This window comes from Micromonospora luteifusca (assembly GCF_016907275.1).
GTDB lineage: Bacteria > Actinomycetota > Actinomycetes > Mycobacteriales > Micromonosporaceae > Micromonospora > Micromonospora luteifusca.
Window position 1 is genome coordinate 328740 of sequence record NZ_JAFBBP010000001.1, and the last position, 24076, is coordinate 352815.

Below are 24076 nucleotides of genomic sequence, written 5' to 3' on the forward strand. Positions count from 1 at the left end.
GTCGGCGACGTCAGTCGTGACCTGCGGTGGATAGCGGTGGCTCAGGTTTCCCGACCTTCGCCGGTAGTCGACGACGAGTTCCAACAGCTCGGGTCCTCTCGGGCGTCGGCCGGGTCGGATGTCGCAGGTGCCGACCTTGCTCTCCTGGATCAGCACGTTCGGGTCGAGGGTGATGCCGAACAGGTCGTTGGCCGAGTCGCCGGTCACCAGGCCCTCGAAACCGAAGTGGTAGGGCAACCAGAGCTGGTGGATGATCCGGTTGTCGACCCGCAGCGGGGTGAGCCGGTCGGTCACCAGGACCTTCGCCTCGATGGCCGCCCGGGCGGTGACCAGGTGCGCCCAGCCCAGGTGGTCGAGACCGCGTTCGACCGCCAACTCCGGCGACACCTCGACGAACATCTCCGGTTGCAACTCGGCCAGCGGCGAGACGGTACGGCTCATCGCACCGGCGGTGTGATGCTCGGTGAGCCGGCTGACCGTGAACACGTACGGGAAGACGTCGCTGTGCCGCTGCGGCGGGCTCGGGTTGAGCGTGTTGATCGGGTGGGTGTAGACCTTGCGGGTCGGGTTGGCCTGCTGCCGGTAGAGCGGGTTGCGCACCGGCGACTCGACCGGTTCGTAGTGGGTGGGCATCGGCCCGTCGAGCACACCGGTGGGCGCGTAGAGCCAGCCCTTGCCGTCACCCTGCAGGATGAACGGGTCGTCGCCGGCGATGCCCGGCACGCCCGAGGCGCCGTGAGCCGGCCGGTAGGACGGTGCCTTCTTCTTCTCGAAGTCCGGCACGTCGTAGCCGGTCCACTCGGCCTTCTCCTCGTCCCACCAGACGTACTTCTTTCGCTCACTCCACGGGTTGCCGTCCGGGTCGGCGGAGGCACGGTTGTAGAGGATGCGCCGGTTCGCCGGCCAGGCCCAGCCCCATTCCAGGGCCGTCAGGGACTGCTCCGCGCCGGGTTTGCGGCGGGCTGCCTGGTTCACCCCGTCCGCGTACACCCCGGTGTAGATCCAGCACCCGCCGAGGGTGGAGCCGTCGTCCTTCATCTCGGTGAACGAGGACAGTGGGCGGCCGGTCGCCACGTCGTATCCGTTGATCTCCAGCAGCACCGACTCGGCGCTCGGCTCCGCGTTCGGACCGTGCGTGGGGTAGTCCCAGGTCAGGTCGAGCAGCGCCCGGTCGCGCGGTTTCGTCGATGTCGCCAGCCGTTCCCGGACGATGCGGCCGAGGTGGTAGAAGAACCACAGCTCGGAGCGGGCGTCGCCTGGCGGCTCGACGGCCTTCTCCCGCCACTGCAACAGACGCTGCGTCTGGGTGAACGTGCCCTCCTTCTCCACGTGCGAGGCGGCGGGCAGGAAGAACACCTCCGTGCGGCACTCCCGCGTCACGATCTCGCCGGTCTCGATCTCCGGCGCGTTCTTCCAGAACGTGGCGCTCTCGATCTCGAACAGGTCCCGGACCACCAGCCAGTCGAGGTTGGCCATGCCGAGCCGTTGCGCCCGGCCGTGGGCCGACCCGACCGCCGGGTTCTGGCCCAGCAGGAAGTACCCCTTGATCTTGCCGTCGATCATGTCGAGCACCTGTTGGTAGGTGCCGTGATCACCGGTCATCCGAGGCATGTAGCCGTAGCAGTAGTCGTTGTCGGCGGTGGCGGCGTCGCCCCAGTACGCCTTGAGCAGGTTGACGCCGTAGGTGCGGGCGTTGCCCCAGAAGCCCTTCTGGCCCGGGTGCCGGATGCTGTCCACCCACTCGTCGAAGCTCGGGTGGTTGGCGTGGTGCGGCATCGGCAGGTAGCCGGGCAGCAGGTTGAACAGCGTCGGAATGTCGGTCGAGCCCTGGATGCTGGCGTGCCCGCGCAGGGCCATGACCCCGCCGCCGGGGCGGCCCATGTTGCCCAGCAACAGCTGGATGATCGCACCGGTGCGGATGTACTGCACACCGACGCTGTGCTGCGTCCAGCCGACCGAGTAGACGAGCATTCCGGTGCGTTCCCGGCCGGAGTTCTCCGTCCAGGCCTGCGCCAGTTCGAGGAACTTGTCCTGCGGGATCCCACAGACCTGTTCCACCATCTCGGGCGTGTAGCGGGCGTAGTGCCGCTTGAGGATCTGGTAGACGCAGCGCGGGTGCTGCAACGTCTCGTCGCGTTCGGTCTCGCCACCGACCGGGGCACCGTGCGACTCGTTCTCCAGCCCGGCCGCGGTCTCCCGCTGGGTCTCGGTGTCGCGGGTCGTCTGGTTCTGCCCGTGGCCCTGGTAGCGCCAGCTCGCCTGGTCATAGCTGGCGGTCTCCTCGCGGAAACCGGAGAAGAGACCGTGCAGATCCTCGGTGTCGACGTACTCGTCAGTCACGATCGTCGCCGCGTTGGTGTAGTGGACCACGTACTCCCGGAAGTCCAACTCGTTGTCGAGGATGTAGCGGATCACCCCGCCGAGCAGCGCGATGTCCGTGCCCGCCCGGATCGGCAGGTACGAGTCGGCCAGGGCGCTGGTCCGGGTGAACCGTGGGTCGACGTGAAAGACCTTCGCGCCACGGCGCTTGGCCTCCATGACCCACTGGAAGCCCACCGGGTGTGCTTCGGCCATGTTGGAACCCTGGATGACGATGACGTCCGAGTTCGACAGGTCCTGCTGGAACTGGGTGGCACCGCCACGACCGAAGCTGGTCCCCAGACCGGGGACGGTGGCGGAGTGTCAAATACGGGCCTGGTTCTCGATCTGGAGTGCCCCCATCGCGGTGAACAACTTCTTGATGAGGTAGTTCTCCTCGTTGTCCAGCGTCGCCCCACCCAGGCTGGACAGACCCAGCGTCCGGTTGAGCGGCCGACCCTCGTCGTCGGCGTCCTCCCAGGTCTCGTCCCGGGCGGCCAGGACCCGATCGGCGATCATGTTCATCGCCGTGTCGAGGTCGAGGTCCTCCCACTCGGTGCTGTACGGCCGGCGGTAGCGGACCTTCGTCTGCCGCAGCGGACTCGTCACCAGACTCTTGCTCGCCGCGCCCTTCGGACACAGCCGACCCCGCGAGATCGGGCTGTCCGGGTCGCCCTCGATCTGACTGACCTGCCCGTCCTTGACGTACACCCGCTGGCCACAACCCACCGCGCAGTACGGGCACACCGAACGGGCCATGCTGTCGGCGTCCTCGGTACGGGCAGTGAGCGCACGGGATCCGGCGGACATGGCCGCGGTACCCCGCCCGAGCGGGTCGGTGCCGGTGAGCTGGCGGTAGACCGGCCAGCCCTCGATCCAGCTGCGCACCCCCATGGCCGCACCTTTCCGACTAATCCCGCCAAATGTGAACAGCCTGACATTAGACGAGGTGCCAGCCCGGTCGCAGCGAGATCACAAGAGAAATGCCTTCCTCGGCCTTTTCGCGCAAGCCGGGGAAGGCATGGTGTATGACGAAGACCAGCGAGCCGGAGAAGGTGGGTTACGAAGGCCAGCCACGACGCCGAGATCGGGCCGGCTCTCGCTCAGATCGCCTCGGCCATCCTTGCCGCCGCCAAGGCGACCAGCTTGTGCAATTCCTTCTCCGCTGTCGCGTCTGACGTCTCCGCGCCGGGCGAATAGTCGATCAGGGACGTAACGCTTCCCACCCTGAACAGCACGTTGTACGCCCGGAAAGGCGGGGCGGCCGGGCCGGTCCTACTGGTGTAGCGCCAGGCCACCGCCTCGTCACCCACTCGGGGAGCCGTGGCCAACTGCATCGACAGGTTGAACAGGTAGCCGGGCGCGAGCCCTCTCTCCTCGCCCCAGGACCGACACCGCTTGACACCCGCGCGGACGCGGGCAACCTCGGCCGCAGCACCCTGCCCCGGATGCAATTTGACAACCTGGACGAATGCCCGGCTGGTGCCGGGGCCGGCCTGCCGCCAACGGAGGGAGCCCTGCAGGCTGGCGTTTTCCCCGCTGTAGAGATCACGCTGCACGCTGGTGCAGGTCGGGTCACTGGTTTGCGGCTCTCGCGGTAGATCGCCCCGCCCGAAGAGCTTCCAGTCACCATCCAGATCCTGCTGGCCCAGCAGCAACGCCAGCACCCGTTTGTCCAACAAGCCGTCAGAGGGCGTCGGAGTTGCCGTCGGGGAAACCGTCCGAGAAGGTTCAGGGCCAGGCGGAGACGCAGCGGGCGCAGCCGCCGAAGGGCTGGCGCCCGCACTGCACCCAGCCAGCGACAGTGCAACGGCGCAACACACCGCGATCGTCGTCCTTCGTGTCATGCCCATGATCATGCGCGGCCGAGTCGCGGTCCGCGACCCCGTGGGCAGTACACCTAACCCGTCTTCCCAGGAACAGGTCGGGCGCGCGGAGAACCGCCTGGCTGCGGTCGGCGATCCCACAACACCAGGCCGGCGAGCAGCATCGCGACGCCCAGAGCGACCATTCCCAACCCCACGGCGGTGCGGGCGCCACCCTCCAGGTGCCCCGCCACGATCCAACCACTGTCGAGCCCGAAGGCCAGCGCCATCACTCCCTGCGGGATCACCGGGATCCACCCCACCGTCAGCAACCCCAGCGCCCACGCGGTCGCCCGATTCTCCCGGTACCACTCCGCATCCATTTTCAACGGGATCACCGTCTCCGGGGGCCGGCTCCGCTGCCCGGCCGCGGCGAGCACCTCGGTCCCGCGCTGGGCGAGGCGGTCGTCGGCGAGCCAACTGCCACCCCACCAGGCCGCCGCACCGCACAGCAGCCCGACCAGCGGCAGCAGCGGCGCCACCCCCGGCGGGCCCCAGACCAGCAGCGCGAGCACCGGCGCGGCGGCGAGCAGCCCACCCCCGGTGGCGACCAGCACGTTGACGATGTCGGTCGGGTTGTCGGCCGAGGTGGGATGCCGCGGGTCGACAGCCGGGCGCACCCGCAGCAGCGACACCCACACCGGCACCGAGGCGCCCGCGCCGAGCAGAGCCGGCAGGGTGGAGAGTGCGGCCAGCGGGTCGACATCGGGTGCGAGGATGACCCCGGCGACGCTGAGCAGCACCCCGATCGGGGTGACGAGAACCAGCCAGGTCAAGGCCCGCCCGCGGACCTCGGCCCGTTCGCCGCCCGGCGTGGTGAGCGGCAGCCACAACGCGGTGCCGTCCAGGCCGATCAGCCCGGCCGACATCGCCGCCGCGCCGAGCACGGCGAGCGGCCCGGCCCACGGCAGCAGGAGGTCCACGTCGGACAGGAGCGGCAGTCCGGCGAGCAGAGCGCCATACACCACCGCGAACGCCAGATACTGAAGCCGCAACGGATGCCGCATCCAGGCACGCATCTCGCGGGCGACAACCGCCCGCGTCGCGGGCGACAACCATCCGCCCCACCCACGCCCGGCTCCGGCCGGTGCGGCGACCCCGGCCCGGCGCAGCGCGGCCGACTCACGGTCGGCGCGGCGGGAGAGCGGGACCGCGGTGGTCCGGCGCGGTCGGAACGGCACGCCGGCCGTGATCACCCTTCGGACGAGCACGATGTACGCGGCAGCGCAGAGCACCACGATGCCGGCCAGGGTCGCCATCACCCGCACCCCGCGCTCGGGTGACCCGGTCACGGCGGAGATCGGCCACCCGCTCGGCACGTACGCCATCGCCCGGACCACCTCGTCCGGCGCTCTGACCAGCAGGACCGACACCCAGGGGAAGACCGCCCAGAGCGACCCGGCGACACCCATCGCGGTGCCGGTGAAGATGCCGGTGAGCAGCGCCCCAACCGGCCCACCGGCGTGGCCGACGACCTCCAGCGCGATCGCCGAGCCGATCAACCCGAGCAGCCAGAGCAGCACCGCGCCGCAGGCGGTGACGAGGACCGCGACCAGGCCGTGCCGAGCGGCGTGCACCGGCAGCGCGGCGAGCGCCACCAGCGAGACGGCCGGGCCGATGCCGATCGCCGACGCGGCGAGCAGACCGATCGCAGCCGGGAAACCGCCGATCGGCTCCAACCGCAGGTGGGCCGGGTGGACCCGGCCGCGCCCGCCGCCGAGCAGCAACGGCAACACGATCCAGCCGAGAACCCACGCCCCGACCAGCAGGGCGAGGGTGTGCTGGTCGCCGCGGAGCGCGTACCGGATCAACCAGGCGGCGGCGAGCAGACCGGCCAGGCCGGCCACCGCGGGCCCCGGATGCTCGCGCAGCGAGCGACGCAGCATGGTCGTGCGCATCCGGGCCGGCACCGCGACTTTGCCGAGGGTGCCGGCAAGCGGGCCGAGGGCGAGACGATCCGCGCTCATCGGGGCCCGGTCAGCCAGTCCAGGCCGGCGCTGCCGGAGGCGTCGGCGCCGACCAGCTCGACGAACCGGTCCTCCAGGTTGCTGCCGGCGGCGACCTCGGCGACCGTCCCGGCGGCGACCACCCGACCCTGATGGATCACCGTGACCTCGTCGCACATCTGCTCGACCAGCAGCATCGAGTGGGTGGACAGCACGCAGGTGCCGCCACCAGCCACGAACCGGCGCAGCACCCGGCGGATGGTGGCCGAGGAGACCGGATCGACCGCCTCGAACGGCTCGTCGAGCACCAGCAGCCGGGGCGCGTGCAGCAGCGCCTGCGCGAGGCCGAGCTTCTTGCGGGTGCCGGTGGAGCAATCCGCGAGTGGGGTGCCCGCGCCCTTGGTCAGACCGAGCACCTCGATCAGCTCGGCGGCGCGGTCGGATGCTGCGGCCCGGGGCATCCCACGCAGCCCAGCGCTGTAGCGCAGCAGCTCGGCGCCGGTGAGGCGTTCCGGGAAGTCGAGGCCGTCGGGCAGCACGCCGGTCAACGCGCGGGTCACGCCGCGCTCGCGCCGCGCGTCGTGACCGAGGATCCGGATCTCCCCGGCGTCCGGGGTGACCAGCCCGACCGCCATCCCGATGGTGGTGGACTTGCCGGCGCCGTTGGGCCCCACGATGCCGTGGAACGTGCCGGAGCGGACGGTCAGATCGATGTCGTCCACCGCGCGATGCGCCGCGAAGGTCTTCACCAGGCCGCGGATCTCTAGTGCTGGGGGGATCACGCGCCGAGCATAGGTGACCCTTCTCGATGGCGTGGACCGATCGCACCGTCCACTGTAGACGGAGCCCCGACCTCCGTTCAGACGACGTGCACCAGTCGGAAACGCTCGGTTACCACCAGGGTGTCGTCGTCGACCGTGAAGCCGGGGTCGCCCAGCTCGGCGCGCACCTCCGCGCTGTGCCAGAACGCCTCGTGCCCTGCGCGCCACTGCGCCACCGACTCATCGCCCTCGCCCTCGGCCAGGGCGTGTTGCAGATCGACGTCGGCGAGCCGCAACACGCGTACCTCGATCAGCTCGATCACCGCGACCCGTCGGCCCGCGGAGTCCACCACGGCAGATCGTTCGCCGGCCTCGGGCAGCGGCTCGTTCGCGTGCTCGTACCCGATCAGCAGGGCGGACGTCGAGGTCTTCGCGCCGGAGAGGATCGCGGCTACCAGGCTGTCCCGCAGCGGCCCCGGAAACGCGAACTCGGCAAGCGGAAGATCGTCGAGCTCCATCCGCGGAGCGTACGCGATCCGGTGCGCCATGCGGAGCCGTCGTCGACAGCCTCGCGGTGACATGGCACGGTCTCGTAATGGCCACCTATGACGTCGCTCTCGTACTACTCGCCGATCCGTCGGGCGCGGTACTGCTACAGCACCGTGATGAGGACGCCGCCGCCTCGCCGGGCCAGTGGAGCCTGCCGGGTGGCCACGTCGAGCCCGGCGAGTCGCCAGAGCAGGCGGCCCGCCGCGAACTGCTGGAGGAGACGGGTCTGACAGCGGGTGAACTGCACCCGCTGTGGAGTGGTCCGCGCCCCTACGAACCCGGCTTTCCCCACACCGTGACCGTTCACGTGTTCCGTGGCACCACCACGGCTCGACAGGAGGACGTGGTCCTCGGCGAGGGGCAGGCGACGGTGTTCGTCCCCCGTGACCAGGTGCTCGATCGTGAGTTGGCGGTCTCCGCCGCGCTGGTCCTGCGCATGACCTAGGTAGCTTTGGCCCCTTGCTGCTGCTCGGCTGGGTCGCGTTGGCGACCCTGGCTGCCCAGCCGGTGGCGCTTCTGTTCCTCGTGTCAGTGCAGGGCACGCTCTCCTTCGCGTTGGGCGGCACCCTGATCGCCAGGGTGCTCTCGTGGCGGCAGTGACCCTCGGGACCGATGCCGGCGACCTCGGCCCGGTGTGGGTCAGCGGCCTCCTGGTTACGGTCGCACTGTTCATCGCCCTGCCCCTCCGGCGATTCATCGCACCCCGCGCCGGCCAGGCAATTCGATGAGCCCAGCCGGGCACGTACGGAATCGGGTTGCCCCCTCGGGCTTGCGGGCCTAGCGTCGTGGGGCACCTCCCGGTGCGCAGGCAACGGCTACTTCCGCTTTCAACGGGGAGACGTGGGTTCAAATCCCACCGCCACTTCGGGTGGCGTCGACCAGCGGCCCAGGTCACCTTGGCCCGCAAGGGCCGGTCGCCGTTACCGCTTCGACCTCGGGAGATGCGCTCACGCCGCACACCCGGTGCGACGGATACGGATACTTCTGGTAAGGGCCCGGTAAGGGCCTGCGGTTCGAGCCCGCAACACCGTGTCCACTTCTGATCTCGGGTGTGCGGCGTGACCACCTCCTCGTCGACCACGAGATCGCAAACTCTGTTGCCCGGGCTCGCCGGCCACCACTACGGTCGTGACCGCACTTCCCGGTGCGTTGAGTTCGATCTCGGGAAGCGCGACCACGCCGCACACCCGGTGCGCAGGCAACGGTTACTTCAGGGTTCCGCAGATGGGGGTTCGAATCCCCTCGACACCTCCGGGTGGGTAGTTCAACGGACAGAACGGCGGACTAGTCCGTGGCCGATTCTGATCTCGGGTGTGCGGTGCGGTGGCGCTTTCCCGGCTGACTGACGGGGGTCGTCATGGCCAAGTTCAACCTCAAGCTGCGTAAGAGCCAGCGTCGGCCGACGACCGGAGAGGGCGCGCCCGGCTTCACCCGTGAGCCGCGCCTCGAGCTGTTCCTACTCGCCGTCTCCAACATGGTCGGCGACGACACCTTCTACGAGGGCGCCACGACCCGGGACGCTCGTTTCCGGGACCTGGTCGCCGCCGTCGCCGTTGCCGACCCCAACTGGTTCGGCCGCTTCGTACCGTGGCTCCGGACTGGCGCGATGATGCGTTCGGCGTCGGTGGTGGCGGCCCTGGAGGGTGCCCGCGCCCAGGTCGCCGCGGGAATCGCGGGCTCACGGGCCGTCGTGAACTCCGCGCTGCAGCGTGCGGACGAGCCGGGCGAGGCTCTGGCCTACTGGCTGGCACGCCACGGTCGGGCACTGCCCAAGCCGGTCAAGCGGGGCATCGCCGACGCCGCGGTCCGGTTGTACACCGAGCGGAGTCTGCTCAAATACGACTCGGTCGGCAGCCAGGTGCGATTCGGTGACGTCATCGATCTGACCCACCCCACCGCGAAGGACGACCGGCAGGGTGACCTGTTCCGGCACGCGCTGGACCGGCGACACCGGCGGGACAACCCACTGCCGACGTCGCTGCGGATGCTGGCGGCGCGGGACGCGCTCATGGCGATGCCGGTCGAGCAGCGCCGGGCGGTCACCGATCCGGCGACGCTGGGCGCTGCCGGTATGACGTGGGAGGCCCTGGCCGGCTGGCGACAGAACGCGATGGACGCCCCGGCGTGGGAGTCCGTCATCCCGACCATGGGCTACCTGGCGTTGCTGCGTAACCTGCGCAACTTCGACCAGGCAGGGGTCAGCGACACCGTCGCGGAGACCGTGGCGGCCAAGCTGTCGGATCCGGGCGCGGTCGCCACCTCGCGGGTGCTGCCGATGCGCTTCCTGTCGGCGTACAACGCGGCACCGAGCCTGCGGTGGGCGTACCCGTTGGAGAAGGCGTTGCAGCACGCCCTGTCGAACGTGCCCGCCCTGGATGGTCGGACCCTCGTCCTCATCGACACGTCCGGCTCGATGCGGAGCCCGTTCAGCAAGGACGGCACGCTGCTCTGCTGGGACGCCGCCACGGTGTTCGGCCTGGCGCTGGCAGCCCGGGCACGGGCGGCCACGGTGGTCTCATTTTCGAATGAGAGCCGGGTGTTCCCGGCGTTGGCGGGTGAGTCGGTGCTCGCGGCGGTGCGGCGGTTCAAGGACGGTGGATATTTCTTCGGGATGGGCACCGACACCGAGAAGGCGTTGCGGACGCATGTCGGCGGGCACGACCGGGTGGTCATCCTCACCGATGAGCAGGCTCAGTGGCACGGCCAGACGAACGTCGCCGCGGCGGTGCCCGCGGAGATACCCGTGTACACCTGGAACCTGGCCGGCTACCGGCTCGGTCACGCGCCCACCGCGCCGAACCGCCACACCTTCGGCGGTCTGTCCGACGCCGCGTTCGCGATGATCCCGCTCATCGAGGCGGGATCTCACGACCGCTGGCCCTTCTGAGGACGCTGAAGCCGGGTCTCCGACCCGGCTTCAGCGTCCCCGAGGCCACCCACCCGAAGAGTTCAGCCCGTCCCGGCGGTGGGCTCGGCGAGGGTTCGGAGCGTTGCGGTGGTCGCCGGGTCAGCTGGGAAGAACGCCTCCACGGCCAGCCCGGAGACGGTGACATCCAGCGGGGTGCCGAGCGCGAAGGGTACGCGCTCCGGCGAGCTTCGAGGACCACCGTCGACAGGTCTCGGCGGGATGGCAGGAAATCACTCCTCGGGCAGCTTGCGCATGGTGCGCAGCGGGGAGAAGGCGACCCAGAACACCCCGAGCAGGGCACCGAGGGTGGCGATCCAAAGGGCGGGACGTACCCCGAGCGCGGTGCCGAGCACCCCGCCGAGCAGCGCGCCGACCGGCCGGATGCCGTAGTTGACGGTGCGTTTGAGACCGGAGACCATGGCGAGCATCGTCTCCGGTGTGGCCGCGATCTGCACCGATCCGGCTGCGATGTCGAGGACCATGACGCCCAGCGCAGAGACGAACTCGGCGGTGATCAGCAGCGCGAGCACCAGCGGCCGCGGTCCCCCCGCCAGCGGCACGAGGATCAGTGGGGCTGGAAAGACGACAAGGCCGAGGATCACTGCGGGGCCGATGCCGATGCGGCGACTGACCGGGCCGGTGACCGCTGCGCCGAGCAGTCCGCCGAACGCGCCGACCCCGACGATTATGCCGAGCACGCCGGGGGCAACATCGAGCTCGGTGGTCACGTACAGCACGAAGAGCGCGGCGAACATGTAGTTGAACAGGTTGAGCGTGGTGGTGCCGAGCAGGATCGCTCGTAGCACCGCAGAGCGGGCCACGTACCGCGCGCCGGCGGCCATGCCCAGGCCGGGGCCGCTCTGCACGGGACGCTCGGTGACCCTGATCCGGATCAGGAAGACAGCCGACGCCAGGTAGGTGAGCACGTCGGCGACCAGTGCGATCGGGGCTGTAAGCACCTGCACGAGCACGCCACCGATACTCGGGCCGGCCACGTACGACATAGCTCTGCTGCCGTTGACCAAACTATTGGCGTCCACGTAGTCCGGTCGCCGAACCAGCGCGGCGAAAAGGCTGCTGTGGGCCACCTCGAAGAACACCGAGAGGATCCCGATCAGGAAGGCCACGACGCAGAGCAGCGGCAGGTTCAGTGCACCCGCCCACCACAGCAGCGGCACGGCCAGCAGAAGGCCCGCCCGGCCAAGGTCAGCGATGATCATGACCTGGCGACGGCGAGGGTACCGGTCCACCCAGGCGCCGGCCGGCAGTGCGAAGAACAGGTTCGGCAGCAGCGAGGCAGCGGTCAGGTAACTCATCTCGGCCGGTCCCGCGCGGAGCGCGAGCACGGCCAGCAGCGGCACGGCGAGCAGGGTGATCTGGTCGCCGAAAAGCGAGACGGTCTGCGCGGACCAGTACCGGCGGAAGGCCTTCTGCTGTAGTAGCGGTGGGATGCGCGGCCGGCGCGGCGGTGCCGAGTCGGCCCGGACGAGGGGTTCCGTCACGGTCTGTCTCCGCTCAATGGACCTGCGGGTTTACGGGTCCACGCGGCACCGCCATCTGGATGATCTTTACCGGGCGGGACCCGGGTGGGCGACTCGCCGGGTCGGCGACGCGTTCGTCGTACCGGGCCAGCAGTTTGTCGACCTCCTCCGTGAGCTCGCGTAGCTCTCCGGCGGTGACATGCAGCAGCGTGTCGCCGAAGCCAGCGGCGGCTCGCCATTCGACGGGCTCGTCGCCGCGGACCGCGAGGTAGTCCTGCGCGTATTGCACGTAGAGGGCAAGCACCACATTGTTGAGTTGATCGGTGGCAGCCTTCATGACCGGGTCGTCGGAGTCGTCGTCCCAGGACGTGTATCGCGTGGTGGCCCGCCAGGGCCGTTCCCGAGCGTCCGCCCCGGCAACGCGTTCGGCGAACCCATACTTGGCGAGCTGGCGCAGGTGGAACGAGCAGTTCGGGACGTTGTCGTCGAGCCGGGCGGCAGCCTGAGTTGCGGTCATGGGGCCGTCGCTGCGCAGCAGCCCGATCAGACGCATCCGCAGCGGGTGCGCGTACGCCCGCAAAGTCCGTGGGTCGGTGAGCTTGATTGAACGCTCAGGCACCTCTTCGGTCATATACTAGAGAGTGCTTTAGAAAGATGTCTTTAGCAACTGTCAAACGTCCGACACCTCCGACTCCCAGGTGTGGTGGGGGGCTGCGGCCGCTGAGGACGCCCTCTTGAGGAGTTCAGCCCAATTCGGCGGTGGGCTCGGCGAGGGTTCGGAGCGTTGCGGTGGTCGCCGGGTCAGCCGGGAAGAACGCCTCGACGGCCAGCCCGGAGACGGTGACATCCAGCGGGGTGCCGAAGAGTGTCGTGGTGCTCACGAAAGACAGCACCTGGTCGCCGTGGTGGTACCGCAACGGGATGACGACACGCGACACGGCGTCGTCGCTGATCGGCGCCGCCACGTCGTTGCCGCCGGGATAGCCTCGAAGCTCCTGATGCAGCTCGTACAGGCTCGGGTCGTTGGTTGTCACGGCCTGCTGGTGCAGTCGTTTGAGCAGATGGGCGCGCCACTCGGGAAGGTTGCGGATGCGCGGGGCCATGCCGTCGGGGTGCAGGCTGAGCCGCAACACGTTGATCGGTGGGTTCAGCAGGTGAGGGTCGGCACCAGTGGTGAACAGGGCAACGGCAGAGTTGGCCTCGACGAGCTGCCAATGCTGGTCGACGAGCAGAGCGGGGTACGGGCTGTGGCCGTCGATGATCTGCCGCACGGCGGCACGTAGGGGAGCCAACTCCGGGTCGTTCAGCTGGCGGCTGGGGTAGGCGGGGGCGTAGCCGCCGGCGAGCAGCACGGTGTTGCGCTCACCCAGCGGCATGTCGAGCTGCTCGGCCAGCCGCAGGATCAACTCCGAACTCGGTCGGGATCGCCCGGTCTCCACGAAGCTCAGATGCCGGGCCGACACGCCCGCCTCGATCGACAGGTCGAGCTGACTCTTCCCGCGAGTTCGACGCCAGTCGCGCAGCAGCTCCCCGACCCCTCGCCCCTGCCTGGTCATCGTCGTCACACCCCGACCCTAATTGCCGCATCGGAGCAGCGACCTTTACCTGCGACGTAATCGACAACGCGCGCCGGCTCCCGAGACCATGTCCTCCGAGGCGACACCCCGGCCTCATTTCCCGCGAGCAAGGAGAGACTCATGGCCCCCGCGTACGCGCTCGCTCACCTGCGCCGAGCACCGGTCCACGCCGACGTGCTGGAATACCTGGAGCGCATCCAGTCGACCCTCACGCCCTTCGGTGGCCGGTTCATCGTCCATGGTGGAGTCGTCGACGTACTCGAAGGCAGTTGGCCGGGCGATGTGGTCATCATCGAATTTCCGGACCTGACCCGGGCCCGCTCCTGGTACCAGTCCAGCGCCTACCAGGAGATCAAAACCCTGCGGACGAGGCACCTCACCGCCGACGTGATCCTCGTCGAGGGAGTTGAGGCCGACCACAGCTCGGCGCAGATGGCCGCCGCACTCCGTCGAGCCGGGAGCCGGTAGTCAGTCGTTCAGACCGAGTTGGGGATACAGGGCGTCGGGCGCGGCGACCGCTCCCTCCGGGCGCGTGACGCCGGTGGACGCACCGAAGTCGCTGTAGCGAAGGGACGCGTTCGGCAGCCCACTGGCGGCGGGGATCAGGAAACCGACCAGCCGCCCGTCGGCATCCAGCGTCGCGCGGAACGGGTGGCTGCGTACGCCGTCGGGAAACGTGCCTCCCGGAGGGGGGCGGAAGTTGATCCCGGTGCCGGGGCCGACCCGGGTCACGTCGAACGTCCCGACGATCTCAGAGCCGTCCGCTCGCGCGGTGACGATCGCGTTGATGAGGCGGGCCGAACCGCCGGGGTCGTTCTTGCCCGGCGCGAAGCTGAGGGCGAAATCCGGGGGCACCCGGGCCGGGTCGAGGGTCATCCATTCGTGGCCGACACCCGGGAGGTCCAGGTCGGTCTTCAGGTAGACGTCACTGTCGATCATCCGGATCTCGATGACGCGGCCGGACATCGACATCGTGGTGATGCCGCGCTTCTTGACGTTGTCGGTGTGCGACAGCGTCGTGATCTGACTCGCGAAGTCGACATCGAGGCGGAAGCTCGTCTGATCGATGAACGTCGTGCCTGCCGTCAGCAGGTCGATCGCCTTTGCCGTGTCGGCTGCGTCAACTCCGACCGTCGGCGCCACGGCGGGTTCTTCTGTCGTCCCCATGGCGACCGAGCAGGCCAGTACGAGCAGAATCGCCCCGGAGATGCCGGCCACCACCGCTCGACGTGCCATGGCCGCAGCGTATTCGGCTTCCGCAAGCTCAAAGCAGCACTGGTCCCGGTCGACGAGCGACCGGGACCAGCGGGTCACGCTGTCAGGAGGCGGCAATGCCCTCCATGCCGAAGCTGTCGGCAAACTTCGGCAGGCCCTCCACGGTGGTGACGAGAGTCAGGGAGCCGTCCTTGCCCACCTCGTAGCCCTGCACGTTGCCGGCGGTGGCGTTCTGCACGTACAGGAAGCCGTCGCTGGTGGTCATGTCGATCGACCCTCCGCCGGTGTCGGCGGCGACGGCCTTGACGAGCTCAAGCTTGCCGTCGTCGTTGACCCGGTAGGAGCTGATGGTGGAGCTGCCGGCGTTGGCGACGAAGAAGAAGTCGCCGACGCGCTGGATCCAGCACGGGGCCTGCTGACCGTTGGGCACCGACGGCCCGATCTGGTCGAGCGCGCCGTCGTCCTCAAGCTCGAACCGGCTGACCGCGTTCGCACCCGACTCGGTGACCAGCAGGGAGTCCTCGGTGTCGAAGGTGAAGCCGAACGGCGTGTTCCCCGCGTCGCTGATGACGGGGTTCCGGGCCAGTTCGCCGTGACGACCGATCTCGTAGCTGAACATGACGTTCGCGGCCTTGGTCGACACCAACACGAACTCGCTGTCCGGGTCGATCTTGACTTGTGCCGGGGCGGTCCCGAACGCGGGCGGGTTGCCGTTGTGCAGCCCCAACGACCGGTTGGCGTCCTCGATCCGCGACAGGCGCCCCTTGTGCAGCTCGAACCCTTGCACCGAGCCCTCGGCGGCGGCGTTGAGGACGTACACGAGGTCACCACGGGCCGCGATGCTGACCGGCAGCAGACCTCCGGACCAGATGACCTGACGCTTGTGCAGCTTGGTGCCCTCGACCTCGAAGACCGTCACGGTGTTGCTGCCGGCGTTGACGGCGAAGAGCAACCCACGGTGGTAGATCAAGGAACCCTGCGATGCCAGCGCGTCGAGCGGGGCTCCGATGGTGAACCCACCGAGCCCGCCGGTCTCGTACTCGCCGGCCTTGGTGAGGCGGCCGTCCTCGTCGCGGTCGTACACCTTGATGGTGTTGCCCTCGGCCTTGTTGGTCTGGACGAAGACCGCGCCCTCGTCGCCGTGGTGGTGGTCACCTCCCCCACGGTCGTCGTGGTACCCGGGGCCGCCGCCGTCGGCGAAGGCGGGCCGGGGGGCCGAGCCGACGCTGGTCAGGCCGGCCAGGAGGGCTGCTGCGAGCGCCACGCTGCGCTTCATCAATGGCTCCTTACGCGCACGATGGGATGAATACGAGCTTTCCTCTCCTTCGCAAGTTAACGGAAGATGTAATCCCATAACGCGCTGTTACCCGAAAGCGGTAACTATGCGCCGATCCGACGAATGACCGGACGTCGGCGAAGAAATGACCTACGACAGAATCGGATGTTCAGCCCGTCAGGGCAGGAAATCAGCGGTCAGGCCGATCAGGGCGCGGGCGGCGGCGCCGACGGGACGTCCCACCGGGATGGCGAGCGACAGCGTCCAGTCGAGGTCGGCGCCGGTCACGGTCAGCGTGCGCACACCCTCGGCGCCGGCGACGACAAAACGAGGCAGCAGCGCGATGCCGAGGCCGTGCCGGACATGCTCGGCTCCGGTGGCGATGTCGGGGATCTCGATCGCCACTCGCCGGGAGAGGCCGGCGGTGGCGAACGCCCGGTCGGTCACCGCGCGGTTGCCATAGCCGACGGGCGAGTCGATGAAGTCCAGCCCGGCGAGTTCACCGAGCGTCACCGACTCGCGACTGGCGAGCGGATGGTCGTCCGGCACGGCGAGGTCGATCACCGAGCGGGCCAGCTCGGTGAGGTGGATGTCGGCCGGAGGCGCACCGGGCAGCGAGACGAACGCGAGGTCGAGCCGGCGCTCGGCGAGCGCGTCGATGAGCCCCTGGGAGCCGGACGGCGCGGCGCTGGTCTGCAGCAGCACGCCGGGGTGCCGGCGGTGGAACTCGCCGAGCAGTGCCGGCAGGTGCAGGAGTCTGATCGACGTCATCGTGCCGATCCGCAGGGTGCCGCGTAGGCCGCCGTGCACCTCGGCGACCGCGTCGCGCGCGTCGCGGGCCGCGTCGAGGGCGATCCGGGCGCGGGGCAGGAGCGCCGCGCCGGCGTCGGTGAGGAGTACGCGTTTGGAGTTCCGGTCCAGCAGCGGCGCCCCCAGCTCACGTTCGAGCGTCTTGACCGCCGCGGAGACCGCCGACTGGACGACGTGCAGGCGGGCTGCGGCGCGGGTGAAGTTCTGTTCCTCGGCCACCGCGACGAAGTACTCAAGCTGACGGAGTTCCACGCCAGCAAGTATCACCTATCGCGATCGTTGCTAGCATCAACTTTCGTTGTCCGTGATGCTCGGGCGGAGCGAGAGTGTTGTCATGTCGTTGACGACCCTGTCACCCAGCACCACCGCGCCCGCCAACCCGGAACGTTCGTCCCCCCGGCACGGCCGAGGCTTCTGGCTGATCGCCCTGGCGTTCCTGACCGCGATGGCGTTCTCCACCGTGCCGACCCCGCTCTACCCGCTCTACATGGCGCGGGACGGGTTCTCCACGTTCATGGTCACCGTGGTGTTCGCGGCGTACTCGGTGGGCGTGGTGATCAGCCTCGTGCTGGCCGGTCACGTCTCCGACTGGGTCGGCCGAAAGAAGATCCTCATCCCGGCGCTGGCGTTGGAGCTGGTCGCCGCCGCACTGTTCCTGAGCGACCCGTCGCTGCCGATCCTGCTGCTCGCCCGACTGGTCACCGGCCTGGGCATCGGCATGATCACCGCGACCGCCACCGCGTACCTGCACGACCTGCACACGGCGCACCGGCCCGGGGCGTCCCAACAGCGCTTCGAAGTGATCTCCACCGCCGCCAACATCGGTGGCCTCGGTTTCGGTCCGTTGATCGCGGGGTTCCTCGCCCAGTACGTCGACGCGCCGCTGCGTACCCCGTACCTGCTGTTCGTCGTCCTGCTGCTGGTGGCCATCGTGGCGATCGCGGTGACTCCGGAGACCGTCGAGGAGCGGCTGGTCAAGCCCGCCTACCGGCCGCAGCGGATCAGCGCCGACCACGGCGACCGGGCCGGATACGTGGCCGCGGCCGCCGCCGCCTTCGCGTCGTTCGCCGTGTTCGGCCTGTTCACCTCGGTCGCCCCGGGCTTCGTCGCCGGGGCCCTGCACCTTCCGTCACGCGCACTGGCCGGCGTCATCGTGTTCGCCGTGTTCGGCGGTGCCGCCGTGGCACAGACCCTGACCAATCGACTCGCCGCGCCGGTGAAGGTGCGGTTCGGGCTGCTCGCACAGGCGCTCGGCGTGCCCACCCTGCTGGTCGGGATGCACACCGCCAACCTGACCGCGTTCCTCGTCGGCGGCGTGGTCGCCGGCATCGGCGCAGGCCTGCTGTTGAAGGCGGCCATCGGCACCGTCGCCGCGATGGCGGCACCGGCCAAGCGCGGCGAGGCGCTGGCCGGGCTGTTCCTCATCGGGTACCTGGGGCTGAGTCTGCCGGCTCTCGGTATCGGGATCGCCACCCGCGCCATCAGCACCATCGCCGCGATGACCTGGTTCACCGGGCTGCTGCTGGTCATGCTCTCCGGCGTGGCCGTGCTGTTCCGCCGCAGCACCGCAACCCGCCGTGCTCCCGCTCGGCACGCCGGCTGAAGACGATGGTGTTTCCCGGTGGTCCACGGATGGGATGCTCGATGGGTGATGCGCCGACACGTCGCCTGGCTCGGGTTGACGACCGGGCTGTTCGCCGGCTGTTCCGAGCCGCCGTACCCACTACCGGACCGGAACGCGACTGACGTTCGGGCCGAGGAGGAGCGTCTCGCGAGGCTCCTCCCCCTCGAACTGCTCGGCGGACCGGGCACCTGCGAGGTCCGCCTGCTCGGGCGGGACGGTTCGTCGTCGTTCGCCTGGGCGCACTGCGAAGCGGCGGGCCCTGGCGTCGTCACCGGTGTCTCGATACCGGTGCGGGTGGACGGTGACCGCGTCACGCAGCCCGGCGACGGAAGTGCATACCCCCCGAGCGTGCGGCGCATGTTCCCGGAGCGGCTGGCCGAAGCCGTCCTCAACGATGACCCTCGGGTGCGTCCCTGAGGATCCGGCCCGGCGCCGCGGGGTTGTCCGGCGCTCAGGTCGCGTCGGGCAGCCACGGCTTGAGCACGCCGGGGTCGGCGACGTACTGCTCCACCTGTGCTCGCTCCTGCGCGGTCAGGGACAACGCCTGGAGGAGGGCCCCCCATTCGGGTACGCGCTCCGCCTTCTCCAGCGCCACCGACAGCTCGATCAGGCCGGCGAGCGCCATCGCCTGTTCGACCACCGGCGCGTCATCGGCACGACGGCGCATCCCCGAGTCGAGCGCCCGGTAGGCCGCCCGGTCATCCATCTTGAATTCGCGCAGGATCCGCGCGTTGTCGAGCACCCGCGCCAGGCCCTGCAACTCCTTCGACCCGCCGTACTCCACATCCTCCGGCTCGTCCCTCTGGATGAAGGTGATGGTGTTGCCTGACGGGTCGACGACGCTGAACCGCGACGCCCCGGCACGGTAGCGGGTGATCCGCGGCGGACCCTTGACCAGCACCTTGCCGTACGCGCGGCGCATCGCTTCGGTGAACGCCGCGTGGTACGGCGCGACCGCGTCGACCATCACCAGGCAACCACCGGACGCCTCCTTCGCCGGGTCCAGGTCCTTGGGTGCCGGGCCGTAGTGCAGTTGGAACCCACTCCAGGTGAAGGCCAGGTACACGTACGGCTTGAGCTGCTCGTAGGCCACCTCGAAGCCGAGCGCCCGCCAGAACGCCAGGGTCTCCGCCGGTGCCGGGCAGGGCAGCAGTGGCACCGTCGTCTCGTTCGGCTGGACACGGTCCTCATTGGTCATGGTCACTCCCGGTCCGGTCGGCAGGCCGGCCATTGTGCCAGGGTCGGCGAAGTGCTGCCCGCAATTTCGCCTCCTACCCAGGGAGGAGGTCGGCTCCGACCGCCGGCCGCAACCGAGGCCCTCGGTCGGACGCGATCGGCGGGCAAGACCACGAGCATCTACAGACATGACAATCGATCTGCGCCGGGCGGCACACTGGCACCGCCCACTGATGGTTTTCGTGTACGCGATGGCGGTGCTCACCGTCGTCTCCGCGATCGGCATCCTCGTCGACTCGCGCGTCCTCACCGGGTCGCCGATCTGGCTCAAGCCGTTCAAGTTCGCCGTCTCCTTCGTGGTGTACGGCACGACCCTCGCCTGGATGCTCTCCCTGCTGCCGCGCCGCAGCCGGGTCGCGGAGTGGGCGGGCACGGTCATCGTCGCGATGGCGGTGACCGAGATGGTGGTGATCGTCGGGCAGGTACTCCGCGGCACGACCAGCCACTTCAACGGGACCAGCCCACTGAACGCGGCGCTCTTCACGGCGATGGGTGCGGCGATCATGGTGCTGTTCGTCGCGCACTTCGTCATCGGGATCGTGGTGCTGATCCGACGGATCCCCGACGGGGTCGCCGCCCGCGCCGTCGGGTGGGGGCTCGGCCTGTCGCTGCTGGGCATGCTCGCGGCGGTGCCGATGGTGCTGCCCATGCAGGAGCCGGGGATCGACGGGATCTCCGGGGCGCACGCGGTCGGCGTGGTCGACGGCGGGTCGGGGCTGCCGCTGGTCGGCTGGAGCACCACCGGCGGAGACCTGCGGATCGGGCACTTCGTGGGGCTGCACGCCCTGCAGGCGCTGCCGATCCTGGCGATCCTGCTGACCCGGTACCTCGGGATGCGGCTGGACGAGCGCACCCGGGCACGGCTGGTGGTCGTGGCGGGCGCGGCGTACGGCGTACTCACGGTGTTGTTGACCTGGCAGGCGCTGCGCGGGCAGCCGCTGCTGCGCCCCGACGGGCTCACGATGGCCGCCGTCGCGGCCCTGGTGGTCGCGACCGCGACCGCCGCCGGCCTGGTGCTGACTCGCCGGCGTGCCCCGGAACTGGCGCTGGCCGCATGACCGCCGCACTGTTCACCCTGACGTTCGCGGTGGCCGCGCCGTTCTGGGTTCTGATGATCCTGCTGCCGCACTGGTCGTGGACCGCCCGGATCATCTCGTCGCCGTTGATCGTGCTGCCGGCCGTGGCGATCTACGCGCTGCTGGTGATCCCGGCGTTCGGCGACGTGCTGCCGGCCGTGACGTCGCCGACCCTGGGCGGGGTACGCGACCTGCTCGGCACCTCCGACGGCGCGGCCGCGGCCTGGGCGCACATGATCGCGTTCGATCTGTTCGTCGGGCGGTGGGCGTGGCTGGACAGCCGGGAACGGGGGGTACCGGCGCTGGTCATGGCTCCGGTGCTGGTGCTGACCATCCTGCTCGGCCCGCTCGGCCTGGCCGCCTACCTCGCGGTTCGAAGCCGCTGGTCCATGGACGTGCCCCCCGGGCCGCAGGGCCTAGGCTGACCCCGTGAACTGGGCGGGAAGGCTGTTCGACACACGGGACACGCTCGTGCGGATGGTGCTGCTCGACCTCAGCGGCCTGTGCTACCTGATCGTCGGCACCCACGGCGGCCGTCCGCCGACGGCCACGCAGTGGGTCCTCGCGGTGGTCGCGTTCGCCCTCGTGCTGGTGTTGCACCGTCGGCCGCTGGTCAGCCTGGCGGTGCAGGCCGGGCTGCTGGCGGTCGCGATCCCTCTTGTCGACGACACCACGATCAACCAGGTCGGCGCCAGCTGGGCCCTGCTCGAGGTGATCATGCGGGCGCGCCGAGCACGCACCATCTGGCTCGCCGCCGGGCTGCTGGCCGTGGTCGACCTGACCGACTCGATAGGTGATCCGGTCGGGCGGTTCGCCTCGGGCGTCTTCGGGCTGACCCTGGAGGTCGGCGTGCCGCTGCTGCTCGGTCTGCTCATCCGGACCAACCGGGAGCTGGGTCGGCAGGCCGTGGAGCGGGCGAAGGCGGAGCAACGCCGGCACGAGTCGGAGAGTCGCGCCGCCCGCGCCGACGAACGCAGCGCGATCGCCCGCGAGCTGCACGACGTCGTCGCGCATCACGTGGCGTCGATGGTGCTGCGGGTCGGCGTGGCCCGGCATGTGCTCACCGACCTGGACCCCCGGGTGGCCGAGGTGTTCGACGACGTGCACGGCACGGGGGCCGCCGCGCTGGCCGAGATGCGCCGGCTGGTCACGGTCCTGCGCGACCCTGACGGGGTACGCGGGGACGCGGCGCTGACCGCGATCGAGCCGTCCGCGCTCCCGGCGGCACTCGGTGCGACGGTCGACCGGGCACGCCAGGCGGGAATCACCGTGGAGGCCGACATCGACCCGGCGGTCGGCTCACTCGACGCGGTACGCGGCCTGGCCGTGCTGCGACTGACCCAGGAGGCGCTGACCAACGTGGCCAGACATGCCGGGACGTCCGCGGTCGCGCACCTCGTGGTCGCCGTCAGCGACGGGGCGGTGCACTGGGAGGTCTCGGACAACGGACGCGGCGCGGTGCCGGCGGCGGTGCCGTCCGGAGGCGGGCACGGCATCACCGGCATGCGCGAGCGCGTCGAGGTCCTCGGCGGCCGGTTGGAGGCGGGCCGGGCCGGCGACGGATGGCGGGTGCGCACCGTCCTCCCGGCCGTGGCCTCCGCACCCACCGCCGAAAGGCCGGCCGTGTCGGTGCCCCGTGCCCACGAGGCACCCGCCGGGGCACCCACGCCGGAGCCGGCGTGATCCGGGTGCTGCTGGTCGACGACCAGCACCTCATCCGAGCCGGGCTACGCATGCTCTGTGACGCCCAGCCCGACATCGAGGTCGTCGGGGAGGCCGACAACGGCCGCGAGGCGATCCCGCTCGCCTCGCGGCTCCTGCCCGACGTCGTCGTCATGGACCTGCGCATGCCCGGTGTCGACGGGATCACCGCGACCAGTCGGATCCTCGCCGAACGCCCCACCACCCGCGTCCTGGTGCTGACCACGTTCGGCGACGACGACCACCTCTACCCTGCCCTCACGGCCGGAGCCTGCGGTTTCCTGCTCAAGGACGCGCCCCCGACCGAGTTGCTGGACGGCATCCGGCGGGCCGCCGTCGGGGACAGCCCGTTCAGCCCGGAGGTGCTGCGACGCCTCGTGCAGCGCGCCGTGCACGCTCGCCCCGAAACACCCCGGCCGGTGCAGGGTCTGACCGCCCGCGAACAGGACGTGCTGAACCTGGTCGCCGAGGGCCTGTCCAACACCGAGATCGCCGACCGGCTGCACATCGGCGTCACCACGGTCAAGACCCACATCACCAGCCTGATGACCAAGACGGACAGCCCCAACCGGGTACGCCTGGCCCTGTTCGCCCGCAACGTCTGACGGTCGGAAGCCGCGCGGTCGCCCCTTGACGTCTCGCTGGGAGCGCTCCAAGATCAGCTGGAGCGGAGCCGCGCGCACGGCGGGCCGCCCGAGCCGGGTGTGGTGGTCTGTTGCTGAGCGCTTTCGGTCTGACCGAGCTGGAGGAGAAGGTCTACCTCGAACTGGTCCGAGGCCAGGCGGGGACGGCGACCGAGCTGGCACCACGGTTCGCGGCCACGGTGGCCGAACTGGACCACGCGCTCGATGTCCTCGTGCGGGCCGGGCTGGTCCGCCTGGTCGCCGGCCGTGCCGGCGCCGCCCCGCCCGACCTGGCCATCGAGTCGCTGCTCAACCAGCGGATGCGCGAGCTTCAGGAGGCACGGGTCGGCCTGTGGGACTGGCTGCGGCAGCAACGCCCGGCTGATCCGCTGGACCAGGACGTCCAACTGGTCGTCGGGGTGCCCGCGATCATGCAGGCGTTCGACCAGTTCCTGCGCGGGGCACAGGAGGAGGTGCTCGGCTTCGACCGCCCGCCCTACGCGGCCGTGCTGCAGGACAACCCGACCGAGGTCGAGATGCTCGGCCGGGGCGTCGCCTTCCGCGTCGTGTACGACCGGCGCGGGCTGGAACGACCGGGCGCGGCGACCCACATCGGACGGTTCGTCGCCGCCGGTGAACAGGCACGGGTCGCCGCGAACGTGCCCGGCAAGGTTGCCATCGCCGACCGCCGGGTGGCGCTGATCTCCTTCCCCACCCGGGACGAGAGCAGGGACCCCTGGGCGCTGGTGGTCCGTGGCGCGACCTGGGTGGAGGTGCTCGTGGCGCTGTTCACCGAGGTATGGGATCGAGCCACACCGCTCCGACTCGCCCCGGCCACCGGCCTGGTCGACGACGTCGAGCGGCAGAGCACGCCCACCCCGACCGACCGACAGATCCTGTCGCTGCTGATGACCGGCCTGCCGGACAAGGCGGTCGCCTCCCAGTTGGGCATCTCCCTGCGTACGGTCCAGCGACGCCTGCGGCAGTTGATGGACACGACGGGCAGCGCCACCAGGATGCAGCTCGGGTGGTTCATCGCCAAGAACGACTGGCTCTGAACCCGGACGTGG

General features: G+C 69.9%; 22 protein-coding genes and 1 pseudogene. 11 read left to right on the top strand and 12 right to left on the bottom strand.

Annotation, left to right across the window (positions count from 1 at the left end):
- Positions 1-3 precede the first annotated feature (3 nt).
- From fdh to JOD64_RS01540, 5 genes and pseudogenes are all read right to left on the bottom strand, one after another.
- Positions 4-3252: pseudogene (fdh, locus tag JOD64_RS01515) on the bottom strand (formate dehydrogenase); the annotation flags it as partial.
- A gap of 209 nt (positions 3253-3461) precedes the next feature.
- A complete protein-coding gene (locus tag JOD64_RS01525) occupies positions 3462-4025 on the bottom strand; it encodes a hypothetical protein (protein ID WP_204940518.1) in 564 nt (187 codons plus the stop codon).
- A gap of 233 nt (positions 4026-4258) precedes the next feature.
- Positions 4259-6190: a hypothetical protein gene (locus tag JOD64_RS01530; RefSeq protein ID WP_204940519.1), complete on the bottom strand. Its 1932-nt coding sequence runs from the start codon at positions 6188-6190 to the stop codon at positions 4259-4261.
- Positions 6187-6951, bottom strand: coding sequence for an ABC transporter ATP-binding protein (locus JOD64_RS01535; protein WP_204940520.1), 765 nt, complete (start codon positions 6949-6951; stop codon positions 6187-6189). Before JOD64_RS01535 ends, JOD64_RS01530 begins: the two co-directional genes overlap by 4 nt.
- A gap of 77 nt (positions 6952-7028) precedes the next feature.
- Positions 7029-7448: an ASCH domain-containing protein gene (locus JOD64_RS01540; RefSeq protein WP_204940521.1), complete on the bottom strand. Its 420-nt coding sequence runs from the start codon at positions 7446-7448 to the stop codon at positions 7029-7031.
- A 77-nt stretch (positions 7449-7525) separates the two neighbouring features.
- Between JOD64_RS01540 and JOD64_RS01545 the strand changes: the two genes are divergently transcribed.
- The 3 genes from JOD64_RS01545 (at position 7526) to JOD64_RS01555 (ending at position 10366) form a co-directional block, all read left to right on the top strand.
- Positions 7526-7924 (top strand): NUDIX hydrolase, encoded by a 399-nt coding sequence (locus JOD64_RS01545; RefSeq protein WP_204940522.1) that lies wholly within the window; start codon positions 7526-7528, stop codon positions 7922-7924.
- A gap of 14 nt (positions 7925-7938) precedes the next feature.
- Positions 7939-8079, top strand: a complete 141-nt coding sequence (locus tag JOD64_RS01550; protein WP_204940523.1) for a hypothetical protein — start codon at positions 7939-7941, stop codon at positions 8077-8079.
- 757 nt (positions 8080-8836) lie between these two features.
- Positions 8837-10366, top strand: coding sequence for a TROVE domain-containing protein (locus JOD64_RS01555; protein ID WP_204940524.1), 1530 nt, complete (start codon positions 8837-8839; stop codon positions 10364-10366).
- A 251-nt stretch (positions 10367-10617) separates the two neighbouring features.
- Here JOD64_RS01555 and JOD64_RS01560 read toward each other — a convergent pair whose 3' ends face one another.
- From JOD64_RS01560 to JOD64_RS01570, 3 genes are all read right to left on the bottom strand, one after another.
- A complete protein-coding gene (locus JOD64_RS01560) occupies positions 10618-11889 on the bottom strand; it encodes an MFS transporter (protein ID WP_204940525.1) in 1272 nt (423 codons plus the stop codon).
- Positions 11890-11902: 13 nt separating this feature from the next.
- A complete protein-coding gene (locus JOD64_RS01565; protein WP_204940526.1) occupies positions 11903-12499 on the bottom strand; it encodes a winged helix-turn-helix domain-containing protein in 597 nt (198 codons plus the stop codon).
- Between the two features lie 112 nt (positions 12500-12611).
- The gene (locus JOD64_RS01570) at positions 12612-13424 is read right to left on the bottom strand and encodes a helix-turn-helix domain-containing protein (protein ID WP_204940527.1); all 813 of its coding nucleotides are present in this window, start codon (positions 13422-13424) and stop codon (positions 12612-12614) included.
- A gap of 141 nt (positions 13425-13565) precedes the next feature.
- Between JOD64_RS01570 and JOD64_RS01575 the strand changes: the two genes are divergently transcribed.
- On the top strand, positions 13566-13913 hold the full coding sequence (locus tag JOD64_RS01575; RefSeq protein ID WP_204940528.1) for a DUF1330 domain-containing protein: 348 nt from the start codon (positions 13566-13568) through the stop codon (positions 13911-13913).
- Here JOD64_RS01575 and JOD64_RS01580 read toward each other — a convergent pair whose 3' ends face one another.
- The 3 genes from JOD64_RS01580 to JOD64_RS01590 form a co-directional block, all read right to left on the bottom strand.
- A complete protein-coding gene (locus JOD64_RS01580; protein ID WP_204940529.1) occupies positions 13914-14681 on the bottom strand; it encodes a hypothetical protein in 768 nt (255 codons plus the stop codon).
- 82 nt (positions 14682-14763) lie between these two features.
- Positions 14764-15936 carry a lactonase family protein gene (locus JOD64_RS01585; protein ID WP_204940530.1) on the bottom strand — a complete coding sequence of 391 codons (1173 nt, stop codon included), beginning with the start codon at positions 15934-15936 and terminating at the stop codon, positions 14764-14766.
- Between the two features lie 177 nt (positions 15937-16113).
- The gene (locus tag JOD64_RS01590) at positions 16114-16998 is read right to left on the bottom strand and encodes a LysR family transcriptional regulator (protein WP_204940531.1); all 885 of its coding nucleotides are present in this window, start codon (positions 16996-16998) and stop codon (positions 16114-16116) included.
- A gap of 82 nt (positions 16999-17080) precedes the next feature.
- Between JOD64_RS01590 and JOD64_RS01595 the strand changes: the two genes are divergently transcribed.
- Positions 17081-18349, top strand: coding sequence for an MFS transporter (locus JOD64_RS01595; protein WP_204940532.1), 1269 nt, complete (start codon positions 17081-17083; stop codon positions 18347-18349).
- Positions 18350-18394: 45 nt separating this feature from the next.
- Positions 18395-18787, top strand: coding sequence for a hypothetical protein (locus JOD64_RS01600; RefSeq protein ID WP_204940533.1), 393 nt, complete (start codon positions 18395-18397; stop codon positions 18785-18787).
- A 34-nt stretch (positions 18788-18821) separates the two neighbouring features.
- On the opposite strand, the gene JOD64_RS01605 is transcribed toward JOD64_RS01600, so the two are convergent.
- Positions 18822-19568, bottom strand: a complete 747-nt coding sequence (locus tag JOD64_RS01605; protein WP_204940534.1) for a DUF8817 family protein — start codon at positions 19566-19568, stop codon at positions 18822-18824.
- A gap of 166 nt (positions 19569-19734) precedes the next feature.
- Between JOD64_RS01605 and JOD64_RS01610 the strand changes: the two genes are divergently transcribed.
- From JOD64_RS01610 to JOD64_RS01630, 5 genes are all read left to right on the top strand, one after another.
- Entirely contained in the window at positions 19735-20664 is a 930-nt protein-coding gene (locus JOD64_RS01610) for a hypothetical protein (RefSeq protein ID WP_204940535.1), read from the top strand.
- The gene (locus JOD64_RS01615) at positions 20661-21107 is read left to right on the top strand and encodes an ABA4-like family protein (protein WP_204940536.1); all 447 of its coding nucleotides are present in this window, start codon (positions 20661-20663) and stop codon (positions 21105-21107) included. The genes JOD64_RS01610 and JOD64_RS01615 overlap by 4 nt, the downstream gene beginning before the upstream one ends.
- A 52-nt stretch (positions 21108-21159) precedes the next feature.
- Positions 21160-22365: a sensor histidine kinase gene (locus tag JOD64_RS01620; protein WP_239559832.1), complete on the top strand. Its 1206-nt coding sequence runs from the start codon at positions 21160-21162 to the stop codon at positions 22363-22365.
- Positions 22362-22988 carry a response regulator transcription factor gene (locus JOD64_RS01625; RefSeq protein ID WP_204940538.1) on the top strand — a complete coding sequence of 209 codons (627 nt, stop codon included), beginning with the start codon at positions 22362-22364 and terminating at the stop codon, positions 22986-22988. Before JOD64_RS01620 ends, JOD64_RS01625 begins: the two co-directional genes overlap by 4 nt.
- A gap of 110 nt (positions 22989-23098) precedes the next feature.
- Positions 23099-24064 carry a helix-turn-helix transcriptional regulator gene (locus tag JOD64_RS01630; protein WP_204940539.1) on the top strand — a complete coding sequence of 322 codons (966 nt, stop codon included), beginning with the start codon at positions 23099-23101 and terminating at the stop codon, positions 24062-24064.
- Positions 24065-24076: the final 12 nt, after the last annotated feature.